15 protein-coding genes and 2 pseudogenes are annotated in these 20,950 nt (G+C 62.4%); 15 read left to right on the forward strand and 2 right to left on the reverse strand.

Annotation, left to right across the window (positions count from 1 at the left end; translation table 11 throughout):
• Nucleotides 1-50 precede the first annotated feature (50 nt).
• Nucleotides 51-893 (reverse strand): transporter substrate-binding domain-containing protein, encoded by an 843-nt coding sequence (locus J1C56_RS30535; RefSeq protein ID WP_214393671.1) that lies wholly within the window; start codon nucleotides 891-893, stop codon nucleotides 51-53.
• Nucleotides 894-1,269: 376 nt separating this feature from the next.
• Between J1C56_RS30535 and J1C56_RS30540 the strand changes: the two genes are divergently transcribed.
• The 4 genes from J1C56_RS30540 to J1C56_RS30555 all read left to right on the forward strand — a co-directional run bounded on the left by J1C56_RS30540 (nucleotide 1,270) and on the right by J1C56_RS30555 (nucleotide 6,751).
• Nucleotides 1,270-2,202, forward strand: a complete 933-nt coding sequence (locus tag J1C56_RS30540) for a MurR/RpiR family transcriptional regulator (RefSeq protein WP_214393672.1) — start codon at nucleotides 1,270-1,272, stop codon at nucleotides 2,200-2,202.
• A 118-nt stretch (nucleotides 2,203-2,320) separates the two neighbouring features.
• Nucleotides 2,321-3,577 (forward strand): ArgE/DapE family deacylase, encoded by a 1,257-nt coding sequence (locus J1C56_RS30545; RefSeq protein ID WP_214393673.1) that lies wholly within the window; start codon nucleotides 2,321-2,323, stop codon nucleotides 3,575-3,577.
• 80 nt (nucleotides 3,578-3,657) lie between these two features.
• Nucleotides 3,658-5,007 (forward strand): CapA family protein, encoded by a 1,350-nt coding sequence (locus J1C56_RS30550; RefSeq protein ID WP_214393674.1) that lies wholly within the window; start codon nucleotides 3,658-3,660, stop codon nucleotides 5,005-5,007.
• 1,261 nt (nucleotides 5,008-6,268) lie between these two features.
• Nucleotides 6,269-6,751: a ProQ/FINO family protein gene (locus J1C56_RS30555; protein ID WP_246592170.1), complete on the forward strand. Its 483-nt coding sequence runs from the start codon at nucleotides 6,269-6,271 to the stop codon at nucleotides 6,749-6,751.
• A gap of 204 nt (nucleotides 6,752-6,955) precedes the next feature.
• Here the strand turns inward: J1C56_RS30555 and J1C56_RS30560 are convergent.
• Nucleotides 6,956-7,381: pseudogene (locus tag J1C56_RS30560) on the reverse strand (Tn3 family transposase); the annotation flags it as partial.
• Between the two features lie 746 nt (nucleotides 7,382-8,127).
• Here J1C56_RS30560 and J1C56_RS30565 point away from each other — a divergent pair.
• The 11 genes and pseudogenes from J1C56_RS30565 (at nucleotide 8,128) to J1C56_RS30610 (ending at nucleotide 20,682) form a co-directional block, all read left to right on the forward strand.
• Nucleotides 8,128-9,330: a cytochrome P450 gene (locus tag J1C56_RS30565; RefSeq protein WP_214393675.1), complete on the forward strand. Its 1,203-nt coding sequence runs from the start codon at nucleotides 8,128-8,130 to the stop codon at nucleotides 9,328-9,330.
• A 94-nt stretch (nucleotides 9,331-9,424) separates the two neighbouring features.
• Complete coding sequence (locus tag J1C56_RS30570) at nucleotides 9,425-10,711, forward strand: cytochrome P450 (RefSeq protein WP_214393676.1); 1,287 nt, start codon at nucleotides 9,425-9,427, stop codon at nucleotides 10,709-10,711.
• A 1-nt stretch (nucleotide 10,712) separates the two neighbouring features.
• Nucleotides 10,713-10,994, forward strand: a pseudogene (locus J1C56_RS33845) (ferredoxin); the annotation flags it as partial.
• 18 nt (nucleotides 10,995-11,012) lie between these two features.
• Nucleotides 11,013-11,837 (forward strand): SDR family oxidoreductase, encoded by an 825-nt coding sequence (locus J1C56_RS30575; protein WP_338001536.1) that lies wholly within the window; start codon nucleotides 11,013-11,015, stop codon nucleotides 11,835-11,837.
• Nucleotides 11,837-13,180 (forward strand): cytochrome P450, encoded by a 1,344-nt coding sequence (locus J1C56_RS30580; protein WP_027033418.1) that lies wholly within the window; start codon nucleotides 11,837-11,839, stop codon nucleotides 13,178-13,180. Before J1C56_RS30575 ends, J1C56_RS30580 begins: the two co-directional genes overlap by 1 nt.
• Before the next feature lie 150 nt (nucleotides 13,181-13,330).
• Nucleotides 13,331-14,296 carry a polyprenyl synthetase family protein gene (locus tag J1C56_RS30585; protein ID WP_019856502.1) on the forward strand — a complete coding sequence of 322 codons (966 nt, stop codon included), beginning with the start codon at nucleotides 13,331-13,333 and terminating at the stop codon, nucleotides 14,294-14,296.
• A gap of 309 nt (nucleotides 14,297-14,605) precedes the next feature.
• Nucleotides 14,606-16,156 carry a hypothetical protein gene (locus J1C56_RS30590; RefSeq protein WP_214393678.1) on the forward strand — a complete coding sequence of 517 codons (1,551 nt, stop codon included), beginning with the start codon at nucleotides 14,606-14,608 and terminating at the stop codon, nucleotides 16,154-16,156.
• Complete coding sequence (locus tag J1C56_RS30595; protein WP_214393679.1) at nucleotides 16,153-17,055, forward strand: terpene synthase family protein; 903 nt, start codon at nucleotides 16,153-16,155, stop codon at nucleotides 17,053-17,055. The genes J1C56_RS30590 and J1C56_RS30595 overlap by 4 nt, the downstream gene beginning before the upstream one ends.
• A gap of 84 nt (nucleotides 17,056-17,139) precedes the next feature.
• Nucleotides 17,140-18,195, forward strand: coding sequence for a type 2 isopentenyl-diphosphate Delta-isomerase (fni, locus tag J1C56_RS30600; protein ID WP_214393680.1), 1,056 nt, complete (start codon nucleotides 17,140-17,142; stop codon nucleotides 18,193-18,195).
• Between the two features lie 406 nt (nucleotides 18,196-18,601).
• Complete coding sequence (locus J1C56_RS30605) at nucleotides 18,602-20,254, forward strand: MFS transporter (protein ID WP_214393681.1); 1,653 nt, start codon at nucleotides 18,602-18,604, stop codon at nucleotides 20,252-20,254.
• Between the two features lie 215 nt (nucleotides 20,255-20,469).
• Complete coding sequence (locus J1C56_RS30610; RefSeq protein ID WP_214393682.1) at nucleotides 20,470-20,682, forward strand: cold-shock protein; 213 nt, start codon at nucleotides 20,470-20,472, stop codon at nucleotides 20,680-20,682.
• The last annotated feature ends 268 nt before the right edge of the window (nucleotides 20,683-20,950 follow it).

Consider the following 20,950-nt stretch of genomic DNA (forward strand, 5'->3'; position numbering starts at 1 on the left):
GAGTTGATATCCAGGACAAAGCGGACCGCTTGACGGTCCGCTCTGTGTTACTACTGTTGCTTTGCAGTCGTGACGTCTCGTCCAAACCACTTCATTGAAAGCTCAGACAGCTTGCCACTTTCTCTCAGCCCCTTAATCGCCTCGGTGATTTTTTGGTCAAGTTCAGCATCCCCAGGCAAAGTGGCGATGACAGCGGGGCCATACATCAAGCCACTCCCAAGTTGCTTGATCGGATATCCAGCCTTGATAGCGTCAAGGATGACGGAGTCTTCTGAGACAAACGCGTCCAGTCTCTTTCCGTCACCGATGCGAAGATCATCCAAACCATTATTAGACGTCTCGTAGGGCTTAATCTGACCAGGCTTAAACTGATAGTCGAAATTGGGAACCCCGATCAGCTCGTCCTTTTTGAAGTTCTGGCTGACGTAGTCATACGACATCGATCCAGCCAACGCGCCAACCAGCTTCCCGTCGAGGTCCTGAACTTTGGTGGCCTTGCTATCCTTGTGCACGGCAGCGACGATTACCGTGTATTCGTAGGTGGCCGGAAAGTTGAATATCTTCGCCCGATCCTTGGTGGGCGCCATCGCAGCGACGACGATGTCCCAGCGACCTTGCCATCTGCCTGAAGTGATGATGTCCCATGCCGGCGTTTCATACTTGACCCCAACACCAATGCGCTCAGCGACGAGCCTTCCTATATCCACATCGAAGCCGACCAGTTCCCCTTTATCGTTCAGAAACGAGTTCGGCGGGTAATTCGGAGACACAGCCACGGTAAGGGTTTTCGCGGCAAGAATCTTGTCGAGCACCTCTCCGGCGTTCGCCAATGAGGCGAACGATACCGCGATGATGGATGTTGCGAATGCGATCGTTCCCAATATTCCCTTCATAACTTCATTCCCCTTTGATTGATCGTTTTGCGGAAGCAGGGTCCGGTGGTGCAACAGCGCCGCGACCTGCTGCTGGAGATCGGCTCAAAAAAGCCGTCCTCATCTTTGTTATGAATTTTTCACTAATCGCTGTCAACAATAATTTCTGTACATTTCACTTCACCGTGTCGAGACGGACTTCCTCGCGAGAATGCACCAATTCTGGGGGGCAGGCGACCGCCTTCCGCAACCCTTCGCCTTGGTGCCAACCCTTCCGGCCTCGTTACACGGAAATCACAGGACGAGATATTGACGGCGATCTGTACAATCTATTACAGGATGTGCGATCGATAAACTACTCGGCCCGCAACGGAGTGGGCCATGGAAGGCCGCTTAGATGTCCGACCCCCAAATATTGATTGCCGATCGCATTTCCGCAGCCATGAGCTCGATGACCACCTCGGAGAAGCGCGTTGCCCGGGTACTTCTGGCCAGGTACCCGGCTATCGGGCTAGAGAGTGTGACGGCGTTTGCAGAGCAAGCTGAGGTAAGCGCGCCGACTGTATTGCGCTTCATTACGAAGCTTGGCTTTGGCGGCTATCCCGATTTTCGGCGAGCGTTGCGAGAGGAGATCGACGACAGCCGAAAGTTCCCCTTAACAAGGCCGCGCCCAACAAAAATAGACGTTGGCAGCGACTTCGGAAATGAACTGCTGGAAGTCGTTCGGGCGACGCTGGGCGAAATCGAACCTGCTGTGGTTGACGAAGTTATTGAGCTACTCGCCGACGACCGTCGAAGCGTCAATGTTTTGGGGGGGGATCTAACTAAGACTGTCGCCGGACACCTTTTGTATCACCTTCGTAAGATGAGACGCGCTGTATTTCAGTTACCGGCCGTCAATCAGGAGCGTGCTGATCGACTCATTGACCTTGGAAAAAAGGACATTGTCATCCTATTCGATGTTCGGCGTTATCAGGATGATGTCGTTACGACTGCTCGTATCGCCTCTCAACGAGGATGTACTGTTATCCTTTTTACTGACCAGTGGATGTCAGAAGCCGCCGAAGTGGCTACGCACGTCTTTCGCGCGAAAGTAGAAACTTCGTCGCCTTGGGACAGCTTGCTTGGCCTTGCCGCCATTGTTGAAACACTCGCGCTAGCTTTGGATCGCCGCCTTTGGTCTGTCGTAAGACCTCGGCTGGAAGCTGTGGAGCGATATAAAATCAACTTGACGAGCCGGAACAAGTCGCCTGCGGGCGACAAAGATCAACGATCAGACGGACCCGATACGGCCGTCTTCGAAAGTCGCTCGAAAAAGCCCGCGGTGTGACGGATCAACATCAGTCGGTGAGCCAAGAGCCAAGCTCGGCTGTGGGATGCGGGCTACCGACTGCGGCGGCGATTTTGTCGCATCATAGAGAACTCACGAGATAGATGAGAACAGCACAATGACAAGTATTAAAGATCTGCTTCTCTCCGGTCTCTCAAATCGCGAGAGCGAGATGGTGCACTTTTTGCGCCGTCTCATCCAGACCCCCACGCCCAATCCACCAGGGAACACGACAGCCGCTATGAACCTCGTTTTGCAGTTTCTATCAGAGCGTGGCATATTTTACGAAGTCGTCGAACCCAATGAAGGCATGCCGAACCTCATCGCGGAGTTTAGTGGAGGAGGGGGCGAGGGGCCGCGGCTTGTCTTGAATGGCCACCTTGACGTGTTCCCAGTCGGGGACCTTTCCCAGTGGTCACATGATCCATGGGCCGCAGTTCAGGCTGACGAGTGCATATTTGGCAGGGGTGCCTGTGACATGAAATCTGGCACAACCGCGCTTGTTTTTGCGTTCGCGGAACTCCACGCGATACGAGAGCATCTCAAAGGCTCACTTGTTCTTACGGTGGTTTCAGACGAAGAAACATTCGGGCCGTGGGGCGCGCGCTATCTCATTGAGCACAGAAAAGAAGTTCTAGGAGATTGCCTACTTAGCGGTGAACCAACAAGCCAATACGCGGTGCGGTTTGGTGAAAAAGGCAGGCTTTGGGCGAGGATCCGCATCCGAACACCGGGCGCGCACGGAGCTTACGTTCATTTAAGCCGCAATCCTATCACCATTGCATCTGCCCTAATAGCGGAACTTCAATCGCTGCAAGAAATCCGCGCTCCAGCAGATACTCCTCTAACAATCACGCTTCAAAAAAGCGCAGCTACGATTGACAAGGCCTACGGGCACGGCGCGTCAAGTATCATTTCGTCGACGACGCTGAACGTGGGAACGATCAAGGGCGGTGTTAAGATCAACATGGTGCCGTCAGAGTGTGAATTTGAGGTTGACATCCGCACTCCGCCGGACGTACCGCATTTCACGGTAAAGGACCGTCTGAATGAAATCGTAGCGAAGTTTCCCGAGGCCGAGATACAGGTGTTGGACGACGACGCTGCAAGCACTTCTCCACCAGACCACCCAATGGTTCGTGCGTTGATTGAGAATTCGAAGCGAGTCTCCAACGTCGAGCCAAGCCCGATCATCGCCCTCGGTGGATGTGATGCGCGCCTCTGGCGCTACGCAGGAATACCGGCATTTGTCTACGGGCCATCTCCGACGGGGATGGGAACGGCTGATGAGTTAGTCCGCATCGATGAGTTCTTGCATATTGCTAAGACGCATACGCTAGCAGCCTTTGACTATCTATCTACAAAAGTCGACTAGGTACCCTAAACTAATGGAATGGCTGTAGCAGCCAATTCAATCATTCTACGTCATTCTACTCTTTCGGAGGTTTGATACTTATGGCGCAAGATGGAAAGTTTGATAATGTCGGTTCGACGGCTACGAACGTCGTCGATGGGTTCACGATGGTTGCGGTCGGGGACCTCATGATGAGGCGGCCAGTAACGACTAATCAGCGCAACGGCTTTCAGCCAATTGTCGAAAAACTTCGGAATGCCGATGTCACATTCGGCAACTTAGAGACGAACATCTTCGACATCCGCGCGTTCAAAGGCAGCCCTCAAGTCAACGGCGATTCCTATCACGTGGCTTCGCCGGATCTTGGACCCGAGTTGAAAGCAATGGGATTTAACATCCTGTCTTATGCAAACAATCATACCTTCGACTGGGGGCTTGAAGGTATGCGCGAGACTGGCCGAGTGCTCGATCAGAATGGTATCATTTACGCGGGTGTAGGTGAGGATCTTGCCCGAGCTGGCGCTGCCCGCTACCTCGAAACTACACGTGGTCGAGTGGCGTTGGTAGCCTTCGCTGCAACGTTCCCGCCGATGGCGCGGGCGGGCGATCCGGCTGGTGAGGCGCCAGGTCGCCCAGGACTGGCAGCTCTTCGTTTAGCTCATAGCGTTGTGATCCGACCGGAGATGCTCACGAGTCTTAAGCAAATACGCAAGGAGTTGCCTGACCCCCTTTGCTGTGAAAACGAAGACCAAGTCGTCATCGCTGGGACAACGTTCAAGTCTGGTGAAAAGGTCGGTTATAGCTTTGAGCCCGACGCGCGTGATGTAAATGAGATCCTACGAAATGTGCGCGGGGGAAAGCAGTACTCAGACTTCCTAATCGTCAGTAACCACGGGCATGAGCCGGGAGAATGGAGCCAGGAGCCGCCCGATTACGAACAATCATTCGCGCGAGCCTTGATCGATGCTGGGGCTGACGCATATGTCGGCCACGGACCGCACCGACTGAGAGGTATCGAGATTTATAAACGGCGGCCTATCTTTTATAGCTTGGGACATTTCGTTTTTGACAACCTTCAGTCCGTTCAGGGAGCAGACTATTACGCCCGGTACAACAAAGACCCGCGGGTTGATACAGTTGCCGAGTTGCTGGTTGAGTCGATGAAAGACTGGGCTCGAGTCGACGCTCTCGAGAAAGAGCCGCCGAACAGAGAGGCCTTCTATCAAAGTATATACACCGCAAGCCGATTTGAGCAAAATCAGCTTGTGGAACTGAAGCTCTTTCCGGTTGGACTCGGTTATTCAGAAAGGCTGGCCAACCGCGGCGTGCCGCGTCTCGCTGCCCAGCCGGAGGCTGAAGCTATTCTGGCACATCTACAGAAGCTCTCAAGGCCATTTGGAACCGATATTACGATCGAAAATGGAGTTGGGATCATAAACGTGGCCAAATAGTTCGCCACAACTTCCCGCCTGAAAGCTCACAGCAAGCCTGATGAGAAACAAGGAGTCGGCGGCGTGCTCTCAGTAGTGAGCGCATGAGCGCCGTGATGCACAGGAAGAGGGTAAGACCGAGTGTCCGCTTCTGCCGGCGAGGTGGCTCGCCCTACCTGCGCGTCCGAGGGTTGCTTCTCTATTCGGCGTGTTGAAGTCGCGCTTTTGGAGGCTTCTGCTTCCCCGGCGTTGCGCATCTTTCGGGAGGCCTTGCTTCTCTCCGGTCGGCGCTTTGGACTTACCCTCTCTAAGCTTGAACAGTGCGTTTTGAAAGGTCCAGTTGTCTCAACAAGATGGTCCACAGCAACTGGGATGTTACCACTACACTTTCCGGACTGGATTGATCGATTGATCAGGGCATCACATGAGTTCCTTGGCCAGCGTCATTAACCGCGCCGGGTTGGGGCGCGAAGCCTTGGATCTGCTAATTGAGGCAGTTGCCGTCGAGGAGTTCAAGCAGCCGAGCCAAAACGCGGAGGTGCTAATGTTTCCGATTGGGCGCCGCTTCTGAGGCGATCTCCATGGTGGCAACCATGAACGTGATGTGCAAACATCCTCAGAATATTGCCCGTCAAGGCATGAGCCGAGTCGGCAATCGAATGGGAGGCCGAAGCCTGTCGCCCACAACCTCTGAATTTCGCTGCGCCTATTGTCATCGGCGGCAGCTATTCCGGAATGGCCGCCGCCCGGCAGTTCCGCCGCGCCCGCGCCAGGTTCTGGTGATCGACGCCGGGTTGTGGCGGAACGCTTTTTGCCAGCCATTCGCCTGCCTTCCTGTCCCAGGACGGCGTCGATCCGGCCGAGATCACGGAACGGTCGCCTGATTAGCTTTCGCGCTACGCGACGCCCTGGTACGACGGAACAGCCGAACGGGTGAGAGGAGCCGCGACGGTTTTGGGTCCTACTAGCTGACGGCCCTCCGCGGAGGGCCGTCGAGTCTTTTTCGCTGCCGGCGTTTGAGATGCGCTGCCAAGGGTCAATGAGCTGGCGGAGATATGGGAGAACAGCATTCCACCGACCCTGATGTATGGCTGTGAACTCTATCGGGACGGCTCGGCGTGATTGGTGCCGATCCTGCTCGGCCCACCAGGCACTTCGCGTGTCCGAATGAGGAGGCGCCCGCTGCTTTGCCCTGCGGGGCAAATGCTCATTTTTCCAAATCATTGCATATATCCGTGCTAGGAAGGTCCGAATTGCAAACGAAAACAATGGGGCGAGGCTTATGATGTTGAGCTGTAGCCGAGGCAAATCGCCTGCACAGCTTTTTCGCTATCTATCGGCCAAGTGGCCTGCGGCGTTCAATCCGAAAGCGCCCAGGCCGCTCAAGATCGGCATCCATCGTGACATTCGAGTGCTCGACGGCGAACTGTCTGATGATGAATTGAGGAGAGCCCTGCTGGCGTATACCAAGATGGCCAGATACTTGGCAAGACTGGATGCCGGCGCCGCACGGATCGATCTCAATGGCAAGCCGGCCGGCATGGTCTCGGATGCGGACGCGGCGACCGCCAAGGCTTTACTTTGCGCCCGCAAGGACAAACAAAAGGGCAAGCAAACGCCGGAGCCAAGGGTAGAGCCTCAAGCGCCACCCAAACCAAAACTGAAGCGAACCGCCGTCTTCAAGGCGAAGAATACGGCCGACAGCCCGACCGGCATAGTCGTTGAGACCAAGCGTCGCCGGTCATTCCGAAAGCCGATGACTTGATCGCCGCTGAGCGATGGCTCTTGTCGACCGGGACAGCCCCTCAGGGTCGGAGCACATGGCGTCCGCGCCAATCCGAATTGCCGCGATCGCAATGGAGCTGCCGCATGCGCGAAAAACGGACCGGTCGGTCATCCCTTCTTCGAGATGAACGAAGGCCGGACACTATTCCGATGTCGTTCTGGCCGGCCCAGATTGACTGTGGCCATACTGCTGCTCGACCTCCTCCCAAGTGAGGACCTTGGAAAGAATGGGAAGCATTTGGCAATTCAGCGCGCAGGCCTGGCAGCGCCAGCTTCTGCCAGGCGATCGCCCTCAGGCGTGGCGGCAGGTTGAACCCGAGCAGGCGGCAAAAGGGACGCCGCGGGCGCTCTGGCCATGGCTGTCGACATATTGGCGCTGGATCTCGACGTTGGTGCAGTGTCGCAGAACGCCTTGATCATCGCGGCGACCTCCGAAGACGAACAGCGCTTGAGCTGCGAGAAAATGCAGGTCGAGCCCTTTTCGACATGCCAGTAGATCATCACGGCGCGACCGCCATAGCGGACATGCCATTCCGTCATCAGGTTGCCGTCCCAAGCGCCGAACATCTTGGGCCGTGCCGGCTTCGCCCCAGATGGCGGTGTTGCGGATCGCCTGTGTTGCATTGGCAACGAGCCCGCAAGCCGCCTCGAGCGCGCCCGGAGCAAGCACGTGACCCCTGAGCCAACCAGGAGCCCTCCTATGGGTCAATACGGTCAGGTCGCCTGCCATCATTCTACGACAGGACAACTAATAAAGAAGGTGTCGCCGGTCTGGCGTCTGACGACCGTATACTATCCGACACTGTTTTGTCGCCTTTGTTGGGTCCGCGACACCGGGCTATTTCATCGAGCTCTTGTCTGCCTCAGGCTAATCCCCTGAAAAGCAATCACAATGTTTTTCTTCTGCTGGGTCGGCCAAATTGGCACGAGTTTTGAAACTCCTTCGTTGGGAGCCGGGAGCCGACGACCGATCTTCATTTCGTGGATGACACCGCGATCGATGGAACGAAGAAAGAAAAGCATAATGTCAAATCCGCATCAGATAGCATCCTATGGCAAGGGGGCCTTGGCGAAACCGCCCGTACCCAAACAGGCTGCCAACCTTGTCGACGCTTGCGCAGGAAATCTTGATGGCCGGCTGCGACTCAAGGGCCCACCACACTCGCCTTAATCCTGAACTCGAAGGCGCAGGATAAAGTTCTGCATCTCGCCGCGCGGTATGCCTAGACAGTTACACGTTGGCCGATCTTGACATCGAGTCGGGCTACTCCCCGGAGGACGTCTACGTGCCGTCGTAATCATTCGCTGCCCGCAGCGCCTTCCGCCCTTCCATCGCTTAGAGAGTGAAGTGCCACCATGTCCGAACAACCCTTGCCGACGCTGCCGATGTGGCGCGTCGATCACATCGAGCCCTCGCCTGAGATGTTGGCGCTACGCGCCAACGGTCCGATCCACCGCGTACGCTTCCCGTCCGGGCACGAAGGCTGGTGGGTGACAGGCTACGACGAGGCCAAGGCGGCGCTGTCCGACGCGGCGTTTCGGCCCGCGGGAATGCCGCCGGCGGCATTCACCCCGGATTCGGTGATTCTCGGTTCGCCGGGGTGGCTTGTCTCGCACGAGGGGGGCGAGCATGCCCGGTTACGCACGATCGTGGCGCCGGCCTTCAGCAACCGCAGGGTGAAGGTGCTCGCGCAGCAGGTCGAGGCGATCGCCGCGCAGTTGTTCGAGACGCTGGCGGCCCAGCCCCAGCCCGCCGACCTGAGGCGCCACCTCTCCTTTCCGCTGCCGGCCATGGTCATCAGCGCGCTGATGGGCGTGCTCTACGAGGATCACGCCTTTTTCGCCGGGCTGTCCGACGAAGTGATGACGCACCAGCATGAAAGCGGCCCGCGCAGCGCGTCGCGCCTGGCCTGGGAAGAACTGCGCGCCTACATTCGCGGCAAGATGTGGGACAAGCGCCAGGATCCGGGCGACAACCTGCTGACGGATCTGCTCGCGGCGGTCGAGCAGGGCAATGCGACCGAGGAAGAGGCGATCGGCCTGGCGGCGGGCATGCTGGTGGCGGGGCACGAGAGCACCGTCGCGCAGATCGAATTCGGCCTGCTGGCCATGTTCCGCCATCCGCAACAGCGCGAACGCCTAGTCGGCGATCCATCCCTGGTGGACAAGGCGGTGGAGGAAATCCTGCGCATGTACCCGCCGGGCGCGGGCTGGGACGGCATCATGCGCTATCCGAGGACCGACGTGACTATCGCGGGCGTGCATATTCCCGCGGAGAGCAAGGTGCTGGTCGGCCTGCCGGCGACGTCGTTCGATCCGCGCCATTTCGACGACCCGGAAATCTTCGACATCGGACGCGACGAAAATCCGCACCTGACGTTTTCGCACGGGCCGCACTACTGCATCGGCATGGCGCTGGCCAGGCTGGAACTCAAGGTGGTGGTCGGCTCGATCTTCCAGCGCTTTCCCGCGCTGCGCCTGGCCGTGGCGCCCGAAGAACTGAAGTTGCGCAAGGAGATCATCACTGGCGGGTTCGAGGAGTTCCCGGTGCTCTGGTGACGCGCGGACGCCGCCCGGAATCGCGATCTACTCCGCAATTTGCCGGCGCGCCTAGCGCGCGCCGGTCAGATCAGCCAGCCAACAGGTAACCAAGATGGACGTGCAAGAAACCAAGGCAGCATGCCGGGACGCCTTCGCCGAACTTGCGTCGCCAGCGTGCATCCACGACCCGTATCCGTTCATGCGGTGGTTGCGCGAGCACGATCCGGTGCATCGCGCGGCGTCGGGCCTCTTTCTGTTGAGCCGCCACGCCGACATCTTCTGGGCGCTCAAGGCCACGGGCGACGCGTTTCGGGGACCGGCGCCGGGCGAACTGGCGCGCTATTTCCCGCGTGCGGCGACCAGCCTGTCACTCAATCTCCTGGCGTCCACGCTAGCGATGAAGGAACCACCGACGCATACGCGTCTGCGCCGGCTGATCTCTCGCGATTTCACCATGCGCCAGATCGACAACCTGCGGCCGAGCATCGCGCGCATCGTCGCGGCGCGCCTGGACGGCATGGCGCCCGCGCTTGAGCGCGGGGAGGCGGTGGACCTGCATTGGGGATTCGCGCTGGCCTTGCCAATGCTGGTCTTCGCCGAACTGTTCGGCATGCCCCAGGACGACATGTTCGGGCTCGCTGCCGGCATCGGCGCCATTCTGGAAGGCCTGAGCCCACACGCCAGCGATCCCCAGCTCGCTGCGGCGGACGCGGCCAGCGCCAGGGTGCAGGCCTACTTCGGCGATCTCATACAGCGCAAGCGCACCGATCCCCGCAACGACATCGTGTCGATGGTGGTCGGCGCACACGACGACGATGCCGACACGCTGTCGGATGCGGAGTTGATCAGCATGCTGTGGGGCATGCTGCTGGGCGGCTTCGCCACCACTGCTGCGACCATCGACCATGCGGTCCTGGCGATGCTCGCGTATCCCGAACAGCGGCACTGGCTGCAGGGAGACGCTGTGGGGGTGAAGGCATTCGTCGAAGAAGTCCTGCGCTGCGACGCGCCTGCCATGTTCAGCTCCATTCCGCGTATCGCCCAGCGCGACATCGAACTGGGCGGCGTGGTGATCCCGAAGAACGCGGACGTGCGCGTGCTCATCGCGGCCGGCAATCGCGACCCGGACGCCTTCGCCGATCCCGACCGCTTCAATCCCGCGCGGTTCTACGGCACCACTCCTGGCATGTCGACCGACGGGAAGATCATGCTGAGCTTCGGCCACGGCATCCACTTCTGCCTCGGTGCGCAACTGGCCCGGGTGCAGTTGGCCGAGAGCCTGCCGCGCATCCAAGCGCGCTTCCCCACCCTGGCATTGGCCGAGCAGCCGACCCGGGAACCCTCCGCGTTCCTTAGGACGTTCCGCGCGCTGCCGGTGCGGCTGCATAAGGGGGGCTGAGATGCGCGTCGTGATCGATCAGGATCTATGCGGAACCACCGGGCAGTGTGTGCTGACGCTGCCGGGCATCTTTCGCCAGCGCGAACCGGACGGCGTGGCGGAAGTGTGCGTGGCGAAGGTCCCGCAGGCGCTGCACGCCGCGGCGCGGCTCGCGGCCAGCCAGTGTCCGGTCGCCGCCATTCGGGTCATCGAAAGCGACGCTGGCGAGCGCGCCAGCGCCGACCCTGCGCCTTCTCCGGCGCAGGCTGAGCGGCATGCCGCGAAAGACCAACGCAACCCAGGAGGACGGTTTGAAGGCAAGGTGGCCGTGGTGACCGGCGCCGGCGCCGGCATCGGCAAGGCATGCGCCCTCGCCATCGCGCGCGAGGGCGGCAGAGTGGTGGTGGCCGACATTGATGGCTCGGCGGCCGTCGCCTGCACCGCGAAGATCGCGGCCGAAGCGGGCCACGCGCTGGCCCTGGCCATGGACATCGCCGATGCGCAGGCGGTGGCAGCGCTGTTCGAGACGGCGGAGCGGCACTTCGGTGGGGTCGACCTGCTGGTGAACAACGCGAGCGCCATGCATCTGACACCGCGCGACCGCACGATCCTCGACCTGGACCTGGCGGTCTGGGATCAGACCATGGCGACCAATCTGCGCGGCACGCTGCTCTGCTGCCGGCAGGCCATCCCACGAATGATCGCCCGCGGCGGTGGCGCGATCGTCAACATGTCGTCGTGCCAGGGGCTCAGCGGTGACACCGCGCAGACGTCCTACGCGGCGTCGAAGGCGGCGATGAACATGCTGTCGGCCTCGCTCGCCACCCAGTACGGTCATGCGCAGATCCGCTGCAACGCGGTTGCGCCGGGTCTCATCATGACCGAGCGTCTCCTCGCCAAGCTGGACGAGTGCATGCAACGGCATCTGAGCCGGCACCAACTCCTGCAGCGCGTCGGCCGCCCCGAGGACGTGGCCGCGCTGGTGGCGTTCCTGCTCTCCGACGATGCTGCGTTCATCACCGGCCAGGTCCTGTGCATCGACGGCGGCATGCTGGCGCATGTGCCGACGTACGCCGACGGTGGCAACAGCCGCGCCGCGCGGCGTGCCGGCGACACCGCCAAAGCGGCCGCGGCGCCGCGCTGCTGATGGACATGCTGCTCAACCCGCTGGACCGTCGGCACCGGCTGCGGGACGACATCCCGGTCGTGCCCGGCGCTTTCCCCCTGGTCGGACATCTTCCCGCCATCGTATGCGACCTGCCGCGCCTGCTGCGGCGCGCGGAACGGACGTTGGGCAGCCACTTCTGGCTGGATTTCGGCCCTGCCGGACACCTGATGACCTGCGTGGATCCAGATGCGTTCGCACTGCTCCGGCACAAGGACGTGTCCTCGGCTCTGATCGAAGAGATCGCGCCCGAATTGCTTGGCGGAACGTTGGTCGCCCAGGACGGCGGCGCGCACCGGCAGGCGCGCGACGCGATCAAGGCGGCCTTCCTGCCCAAGGGGCTGACCCAGGCCGGCATCGGCAACCTGTTCGCGCCCGTCATCCAGGCGCGGGTGCAGGCGTGGCGCGACCGCGGCGACGTGACCATCCTGCGCGAGACCGGCGACCTGATGCTCAAGCTCATCTTCAGCCTCATGGGAATCCCAGCGCAGGACTTGCCGGGATGGCATCGCAAATACCGGCAACTGCTGCAGTTGATCGTCGCGCCCCCGGTCGACCTGCCCGGACTCCCCTTGCGGCGCGGCCGCGCCGCCCGCGACTGGATCGACGCGCAGTTGCGCCAGTTCGTCCGCGACGCGCGCGCGCATGCCGCGCGCACTGGGTTGATCAATGACATGGTGAGCGCCTTCGATCGCGGCGACGATGCGCTCTCCGACGACGTCCTGGTCGCCAATATCCGCCTGCTGCTGCTTGCCGGTCACGACACCACCGCCTCGACGATGGCCTGGATGGTGATCGAGCTGGCGCGGCAGCCTGGGCTATGGGACGCCCTGGTCGAGGAGGCGCAACGCGTGGGCGCGGTGCCGACCCGGCACGCGGACCTGGCGCAGTGTCCGGTCGCCGAGGCGCTGTTCCGCGAGACGCTGCGCGTGCATCCGGCGACCACGCTCCTGCCGCGTCGCGCGCTGCAGGAATTGCAACTCGGCCAACGGCGCATTCCTGCGGGCACCCATCTGTGCATCCCGCTGCTGCATTTCTCGACCTCTGCGCTGCTGCACGAGGCGCCTGATCAGTTCCGCCTGGCACGGTGGCTGCAACGCACGGAGCCGATCCGGCCGGTGGACATGCTGCAGTTCGGTACCGGCCCACACGTCTGCATCGGTTACCACCTGGTATGGCTGGAAATGGTGCAGTTCTGCATCGCCTTGGCACTGACCATGCACAAGGCCGGGGTGCGGCCGCGGTTGCTGAGCGCCGTCGAAAAAGGTCGGCGCTATTTCCCGACCGCACATCCGTCCATGAAAATCCGCATCGGATTCTCATGAGCTGGCATCGCATGCCCCGTGTGGCGAGGCAGCTGCGCCGGCGACGCGCGGCAATGCTGCACTTGGCGCGCGCGCTCGGTGCGACGCCGCCAACACCGCGGCGGCTCGGACGCTCGCCGTGGCCGTGCCAGGTACAAGGACATGAACGACATGCAGACCGATTCCACGCTACACGACGACGCGCAGGCGCGTGGCGCATCCGGCAGGCTGCCGCCGGAGATCTGGATGCAGGACGGCGCAAGGCGGGTCGAACAGGCGCTGGCGCGTCTTCTCTGCGCCGAAGACGACGGTGAGACCGAGCTGATGGCGGCGATGCGCTACGCCACCTTGCATGGCGGAAAGCGCACTCGCGCCTTGCTCTGTCTGGCTACCGGCGCACTGGCCGACACGCCGGCGCACATGCTCGACGATGTCGGCGCCGCCATCGAGATGATGCACGCCTGTACCCTGGTCCACGACGACCTGCCCGCAATGGACGATGACGTGCTTCGCCGCGGCCTTCCGACCGTGCACGTCAAGTTCGGCGAAGCCACTGCGATCCTGGTCGGCGATGCGCTGCAGGCGCACGCCTTCCTGACCCTGGCGAGCCTGGATGCGCCGGGCGACAACCGTATCGCGCTCGTGCGCGAACTGGCGCAGGCGGTGTCCGCCGAGGGTGCCGCAGGCGGGCAGGCCATGGATCTGTCGCTGGTAGGAAAGCACGTCGAGCTGGACAGGATCGTGGCGATGCACCGGATGAAGAGCGGAGCACTAGTGCGCGCGTCCGTTCGCATGGGCGCGCTATGCGCCATCGCGGAGGATGCCGCCCACGCTGCGCTGTACTGTGCGCTCGATCGCTACTCCGCCTGTTTCGGCCTGGCGTTGCAGGTGGTCGACGACATTCTCGACGCGACAGCGGATACCGCGACGTTGGGCAAGACCCCCGGCAAGGACGCGGCGGCGCAGAAGCCGACCTGTGCGTCGATCATGGGGCTGCAGGCAGCGCGCCAGTTGGCGCTGGATCTGTTGCGCGACGCCGGGGAGGCCATCGCCCCGCTGGGAACGCGTGCGGAACGGTTGGCGCAGATGCTGCAGCGGGCCAACGCGTATCTGTTCAAGCACGCGCCATGCGCATGAGCGCGCCGTCCGCATGGAGTCGCCCCTGTGCCGCTGCGATCGATCGGCCGGCGTGAGCGGTGCATGCTGCACTGTGTCCAAGTCGGCGGCGGCGATCGCAGCGGTTGCTCAGCACAGCCGCGGCGTACGCGGCGCGCTGCGCGCAAGCCTATGCGGCGGACCGGCCCCAGCATGGGGCGCGTCGCCGCGCCGGAGCAGGGCGGCCGTCCGGCGCTGCCCGTGCGCCGGGCCGCGACGGACCTGCGGCGACGTGCGCGGCGTCTGCCCGATCCTGGTTCCCGTCAACTGTCTGCAGAAGGAACATACCGCGTGAACGCGCTGTCCGAACAGATCCTTTCCGAATTGCGCCACCTGCTGATCGAGATGAGCGACGGCGGCAGCGTCGGTCCGTCCGTCTACGACACGGCGCGAGCTCTGCAGTTCCACGGCAACGTCACCGGTCGGCAGGACGCATACGCGTGGCTCATCGCGCAACAACAGGCCGATGGCGGATGGGGAAGCGCGGACTTCCCGCTGTTCCGCCATGCGCCCACCTGGGCGGCGTTGCTGACATTGCAGCGTGCCGATCCTCTTCCCGGCGCGGCCGACGCAGTCCAGGCTGCAACCCGGTTCCTCGAGCGCCAGCCCGATCCCTACGCGCATTCGGTGCCGGAGGACGCGCCGATCGGCGCGGAGCTGATCCTGCCGCAGTTGTGCGGCGAGGCCGCATCCTTGCTGGGCGGCGTGGGGTTTCCGCGCCACCCGGCGCTGTTGCCGTTGCGGCAGGCGTGCCTTGTCAAGTTGGGGGCGGTGGCGACGTTGCCGAGCGGCCATCCGTTGCTGCACTCCTGGGAAGCCTGGGGAACGTCGCCGACCACCGCATGCCCGGACGACGACGGCAGCATTGGCATCAGTCCGGCGGCCACCGCCGCGTGGCGTGCGCACGCCGTAACACATGGGAGCACGCCGCAGGTCGGGCGCACCGACGCGTATCTGCAGGCGGCATCGCGGGCGACGCGCAGCGGCATCGAAGGTGTCGTTCCCAACGTCTGGCCGATCAATGTGTTCGAGCCATGCTGGTCGCTGTACACCCTGCATCTGGCCGGGCTGTTCGCGCATCCCGCGTTCGCCGATGCCGTGCGCGTGATCGTCGCGCAGCTCGACGCCCGCATGGGCGTGCGCGGTCTCGGCCCGGCCTTGCACTTCGCAGCCGATGCCGACGACACCTCCGTTGCGTTGTGCGTCCTGCGCCTTGCAGGTCGCGACCCGCCGGTCGATGCGTTGCGCGATTTCGAAATCGGCGAGCTATTCGTCACCTTCCCCGGCGAGCGCAATGCCTCGGTGTCGACTAACATCCATGCCCTGCATGCGTTGCGACTGTTGGGAAAGCCCGCCGCCGGCACCAGCTACTACGTCGAGGCCAGTCGCAACCCGCACGGTCTATGGGACAACGAAAAATGGCACGTTTCGTGGCTGTATCCCACCGCGCATGCGGTCGCTGCGCTGGCGCAAGGCAAGCCCCAGTGGCGCGACGAGCGCGCGCTGGCGGCGCTGCTGCAGGCGCAGCGCGATGACGGCGGCTGGGGCGCCGGTCGCGCGTCCTCATTTGAGGAAACCGCCTATGCGCTGTTCGCGTTGCACGTGATGGACGGGAGCGAAGAGCCGACAGGGCGCCGGCGCATCGCGCAGGCGGCGGCGCGTGCGCTGGAGTGGATGCTCGCTCGCCATGTGGCGCATGCATTGCCGCAGACGGCGCTGTGGATCGGCAAGGAACTGTATTGCCCCACCCGGGTCGTGCGCGTGGCCGAACTCGCCGGGTTGTGGCTGGCGCTTCGTTGGGGGCGGCGCGTCCTGGCCGAGGGAGCAGGAGCGGCGCCATGATCCAGACCGAACGCGCGCTGCAGCAGGTGCTGGAGTGGGGGCGTTCCCTGACAGGGTTCGCCGACGAGCATGCCGTGGAAGCGGTCAGGGGCGGCCAGTACATCCTGCAGCGCATCCACCCGAGCCTGCGCGACACCAGCGCCCGCACTGGCCGCGATCCGCAGGCCGAAACGCTGATCGTGGCGTTCTATCGCGAACTGGCGCTGCTGTTCTGGCTCGACGATTGCAACGACCTTGGCCTGATCGCGCCGGAGGAGCTCGCCGCGGTGGAGCAGGCGCTGGGGCAGGGCGTGCCGTGCGCGCTCCCCGGATTCGAGGGCTGCGCTGTGCTGCGCGCTTCGCTGGCCGCGCTCGCCTACGATCGTCGCGACTATGCTCGGCTTCTCGACGACACCCGGTGCTACTGCGCGGCGCTGCGCGCCGGACACGCGCAGGCGGTAGGGGCGGAACGCTGGTCCTACGCCGAGTACCTGCACAACGGCATCGATTCGATCGCCTACACGAACGTGTTCTGTTGCCTGTCGTTGCTGTGGGGGCTGGACATGGCGACCTTGCGCGCGCGTCCGGCGTTTCGCCAGGTCCTGCGGCTCATCTCCGCGATAGGGCGCCTGCAGAACGATCTGCATGGACGCGACAAGGACAGGTCGGCGGGCGAGGCCGACAACGCGGCGATCCTGCTGCGGCAGCGCTATCCGGCTATGCCTGTGGTGGAGTTCCTCAACGACGAGTTGGCCGGCCATACGCGAATGCTGCACCGGGTGATGGCGGAAGAACGCTTTCCCGCGCCGTGGGGAGCGTTGATCGAGGCCATGGCGGCCATCCGCGCGCAGTACTACCAGACCTCGACCAGCCGCTACCGCAGCGACGCTGCGGGGGGATTCCAGCGTGCGCCCGCCTGAACGGCGGGATGCGGCTGCGTGCGCGCGCTGCCGTCGGTGGGATCCGATGCAACGCCGTCGCCCGATGCGACGGATGGAGCGAGCATGAGCGATAGCGACAACATCCCGAGCCGGCGCAAGGACGACCATCTGGACATCGTGCTGGATCGGCGAACGGCGCCGGCCACGGTCGCCGCCGGCTGGGAGTACATCCGTTTCGAACACTGCGCATTGCCCGAGTTGGACCTGACGCAGATCGACCTGCGCGCCTCGCTGCTGGGCAAGACCATGCGCGCGCCGCTGCTGATCAGCTCCATGACCGGCGGCGTGCCACGCGCCGAGGCCATCAACCGGCATCTGAGCGAGGCAGCACAAGCCTTGGGGATCGCCATGTGCGTCGGTTCGCAGCGCGTGAGCCTGCAATCCCGCAACTCCCAGGGGCTGACGCGCGCGCTGCGCCGCCTGGCCCCAGACATTCCCTTGCTGGCTAATATCGGCGCCGCGCAACTGCGCGAGGCCGACGGCCTGGACCTGGCGCGCCGGGCGGTGGATGCGCTGGAGGCCGATGGACTCATCGTCCATCTCAATGCGCTGCAGGAAGCGGTACAGCCGGAGGGCGACCGCGACTGGCGCGGCGTCCTGGCGCAGATCGCTCGCGCCGCGCGCAGCGTGGACGTGCCGATTGTGGCCAAGGAAGTGGGGTCGGGCCTGTCCGCCTCGGTGGCCTGCGCGCTCGTCAAGGCGGGCGTGGCGGTCATCGATGTCGCCGGCGCCGGCGGCACCAGTTGGGCCGCGGTGGAGGGCGAGCGCGCCCGCGATGCCGCCGACCGTGCAGTGGCGATGGCGTTCGCCGACTGGGGGATTCCGACCCCGGCCAGCGTGCAGGCGGTACGTCGGGCGCTGCCAACTGTGAAGCTGATCGCGTCGGGCGGGATCCGCGACGGCGTCGACGTGGCCAAGGCCATCCGCCTGGGCGCGGACATCGCCGGGCAGGCGGCCGGCGTGCTGCGCGCGGCGACGGTGTCGACCGAGGCGGTTGTCGCGCATTTCGAGATCGTCATCCGCCAGTTGGCCGTTGCCTGCTTCTGCACCGGCTCGGCTGATCTGGCGGCGTTGCGTCAGGCGCGGTTGTTGCCCTCGGCGCATCTGCCCGCCGGTTGATGCCGGCGTCGCCCGCACGTGGCGGCGGGCGCCTAGCAGGCTGCTGAATACCTACGCCAAAGGTAGACTACTGATCCACCTTGGCGAGGCGGTTCAATGCGCGGGAGCTCGTGATCACCAGAAGGGAAGTCGATGCCCAGGACGTGGCTTGGTTGGAGACGCTAAGGAACGTCAAACTGACGATTCTTGTAACGTGGTCGGGGATCGACAACGACAGGATCGAACCGGTCTCGTCCCGCATAGCGGAACGATAGCTCCACCGGAAGCATTCGGTTCTGCCACAGCATCGGCCAGGCAAAAATAACTTGCGTTGCGCGGATAAAATGCCCTGATCCTGCCATTCCTCCATGGGCACGTGGGCGGGGAGAAATCTCATACAACTGGCAGCGAAGGGAGGCTCGGCCCAATGAGCGGGGTGGCGCGTGAAGAAGTTAATCCGGTGTCATCGGCAACGTTCGCGCCGCTCGAGAATTCAACTTTCCGTCCGATCTGGATTGCCACACAGGTATCCAGTCTAGGGTGGCTGATTCAAATGGTTGCCATCAGTTGGCTGATGGCGACCATTTCGACATCGGATGTGATGGTCGCCTTGGTGCAGGCTTCGACAACCTTGCCCACATTCCTCCTGTCAATTATCGCCGGCGCCCTAGCGGACAATTACAGCCGCCGCAATCTCATGTTCGCTGGCTGGTGCGTGATAGCATTGTCCTCGACGATGCTGACTGTTCTTGCAGGTCTCGGAATTTTCAATCCATGGATGGTTCTTGCATTCAGCTGTTTGGCCGGAGTAGGCGCCGCTTTCACCGACCCCGCCTGGCACGCGTCGGTTGGCGATATCCTGCGAAAGCGCGATGTTCCGGCCGCCGTCACGCTTATCTCGGTCGGATATAACGCCGTCCGAAGCATCGGTCCCGCTCTCGGTGGCGTCGTCGTTGCTTCCTTTGGCCCTTTGACGGCTTTCGCAGTGGCGACGCTTACATATCTGATGCTGCTGTGGACCATAGGGCGCTGCAAATGGCATGTTCGCTCGTCACCGCTGCCGAGTGAACCATTGACCACGGCGATCCATGACGGAGCGCGCTTCACTGCCCTGTCATCCGAAATCAAGGCAGCAATTGCCCGCGGTGCCCTTTTTGGGCTGACGAGCATCTCTATACTAGCGCTCTTGCCTCTCGTCGCCCGCGATCAGCTGGGGGGAGGGCCAGTCGTTTACGGCATCCTGATGGCTGGCTTCGGGACCGGCGCCTTGTTCGCCGGCATCTGCAACAACATTCTGAGACGGAGGCTGTCCCAGGAACGTTTGACGACACTGTCGTGCATCGCCTGTGCGGCTTGTTGTCTATCGCTTGCTTTCACCCCCTCGGTGGCGGTGGCGGCTATCGCGCTGGCGCTCGGCGGCGCGGGCTGGGTCGTGACCTGGACCGGGCTGGACGTAAGCGTCCAGTTGGCGAGTCCAAGGTGGGTCGTTGGTCGCACGCTCTCGATCTATTATGCCCTTTCATCCGGCGGCATCGCGGCTGGCAGCTGGCTGTGGGGTACGGTGGCCGAGAGCTATTCGCTGAGCTCGGCTCTGGAGCTTTCAGGTGGCGCGCTCCTGCTGGTCACTGGCACCGGCTTCCTGCTGCCCATCCGTCAATGGAAAGATTCCGATCAGGCTCCTCTTGGCTTCGAAACGCCTCAGGTTGCCCTGGATTTGAAGCCCCGAAGCGGGCCGATCGTCGCCAAGATCGAATATTCAATACCCGAAGCAAATGTCGAAGCGTTCCTGGAGCAGATGCGGGAACGGCGGCGAGTACAAAGCGGCGTTGGTGCGCGACACTGGAATCTCCAGCACGACCTCCAACAGCCTTCGCGTTGGACAGAAACCTTCCGCACACCGACCTGGATGGACTACCTTCGCCTGAACCACCGCCTTACGGCAGCCGACAAGGAGTTGGACCAGCGTCTCCTCGCATTGCACCTGGGAGAGCTTCCTCCTCGAACCACGCTTGCGATCGAGCGGCCGACTGGAGCTGGCCGCAAGCGGGACCAATCGATGCGGTTCTTTTTCCGGCGTTGACATCCGTCCAGGCGTCCGGGCTGGTGAGACAGGATGGGTTGGAAACGAGCCAACGCTCTCACCATCCCTTTTGCAGATCGGCTTCGATCCATTCGGGTGGTTGCCGAGCCGGCATACTGGGCGGCTCAGACGTATCCTTGTCGGAGAGATTCCTCTGAACAGGATCGGCTTCACGGCCCGTCTGGTTCACACTGGCCACAGAGGAATACACAGATATGGCGAACGGAACAGTGAAGTGGTTCAACAGCACCAAAGGTTTTGGCTTCATCCAGCCCGATGACGGCGGTCAGGAGGTTTTTGTCCATATTTCAGCTGTAGAACGGGCTGGACTTTCAAACCTCGTTGACGGGCAGAAGATCAAGTACGAGATTGAGCAGGACCGCCGTAGCGGCAAGTCCTCCGCAGATAGTCTCAGCAAGGTAGGCTGATTTTCTCGTCGGACCCGCAGAGCGCGAAGGATAAGTCAAGCCGAAGGTACCATCGTCATTCGCGGGCGTATCGCGACGGACTCTCTTATATGAGATATGAGACGATCCTGATGCGTCACGCAAACGGTGAATCACGAACGCTCTCGCCGCAAACCCTTCCGCCCGGAAATCTGCCCCGGTTACGGCTCTCGGCGTATCCCAGAGTTGGGAGAAGCTTCTGCCAGACTACAACTGTAACCTCATATCGGTTTAGCAGGTCAAGCGTCGG

It is taken from the genome of Aminobacter anthyllidis (genome assembly GCF_018555685.1).
Classification (GTDB): domain Bacteria; phylum Pseudomonadota; class Alphaproteobacteria; order Rhizobiales; family Rhizobiaceae; genus Aminobacter; species Aminobacter anthyllidis.

Bases quoted from the DNA above. Each gene is read 5' to 3' on its own strand.
- J1C56_RS30595 (WP_214393679.1), top strand. From the start codon at position 16,153: ATGATCCAGACCGAACGCGCGCTGCAGCAGGTGCTGGAGTGGGGGCGT.
- J1C56_RS30535 (WP_214393671.1), bottom strand. From the start codon at position 893: ATGAAGGGAATATTGGGAACGATCGCATTCGCAACATCCATCATCGCG.
- J1C56_RS30540 (WP_214393672.1), top strand. From the start codon at position 1,270: ATGTCCGACCCCCAAATATTGATTGCCGATCGCATTTCCGCAGCCATG.
- J1C56_RS30570 (WP_214393676.1), top strand. From the start codon at position 9,425: ATGGACGTGCAAGAAACCAAGGCAGCATGCCGGGACGCCTTCGCCGAA.
- J1C56_RS30555 (WP_246592170.1), top strand. From the start codon at position 6,269: ATGATGTTGAGCTGTAGCCGAGGCAAATCGCCTGCACAGCTTTTTCGC.
- J1C56_RS30585 (WP_019856502.1), top strand. From the start codon at position 13,331: ATGCAGACCGATTCCACGCTACACGACGACGCGCAGGCGCGTGGCGCA.
- J1C56_RS30580 (WP_027033418.1), top strand. From the start codon at position 11,837: ATGGACATGCTGCTCAACCCGCTGGACCGTCGGCACCGGCTGCGGGAC.
- J1C56_RS30610 (WP_214393682.1), top strand. From the start codon at position 20,470: ATGGCGAACGGAACAGTGAAGTGGTTCAACAGCACCAAAGGTTTTGGC.
- J1C56_RS30545 (WP_214393673.1), top strand. From the start codon at position 2,321: ATGACAAGTATTAAAGATCTGCTTCTCTCCGGTCTCTCAAATCGCGAG.
- J1C56_RS30550 (WP_214393674.1), top strand. From the start codon at position 3,658: ATGGCGCAAGATGGAAAGTTTGATAATGTCGGTTCGACGGCTACGAAC.
- fni (WP_214393680.1), top strand. From the start codon at position 17,140: ATGAGCGATAGCGACAACATCCCGAGCCGGCGCAAGGACGACCATCTG.
- J1C56_RS30605 (WP_214393681.1), top strand. From the start codon at position 18,602: ATGAGCGGGGTGGCGCGTGAAGAAGTTAATCCGGTGTCATCGGCAACG.
- J1C56_RS30565 (WP_214393675.1), top strand. From the start codon at position 8,128: ATGTCCGAACAACCCTTGCCGACGCTGCCGATGTGGCGCGTCGATCAC.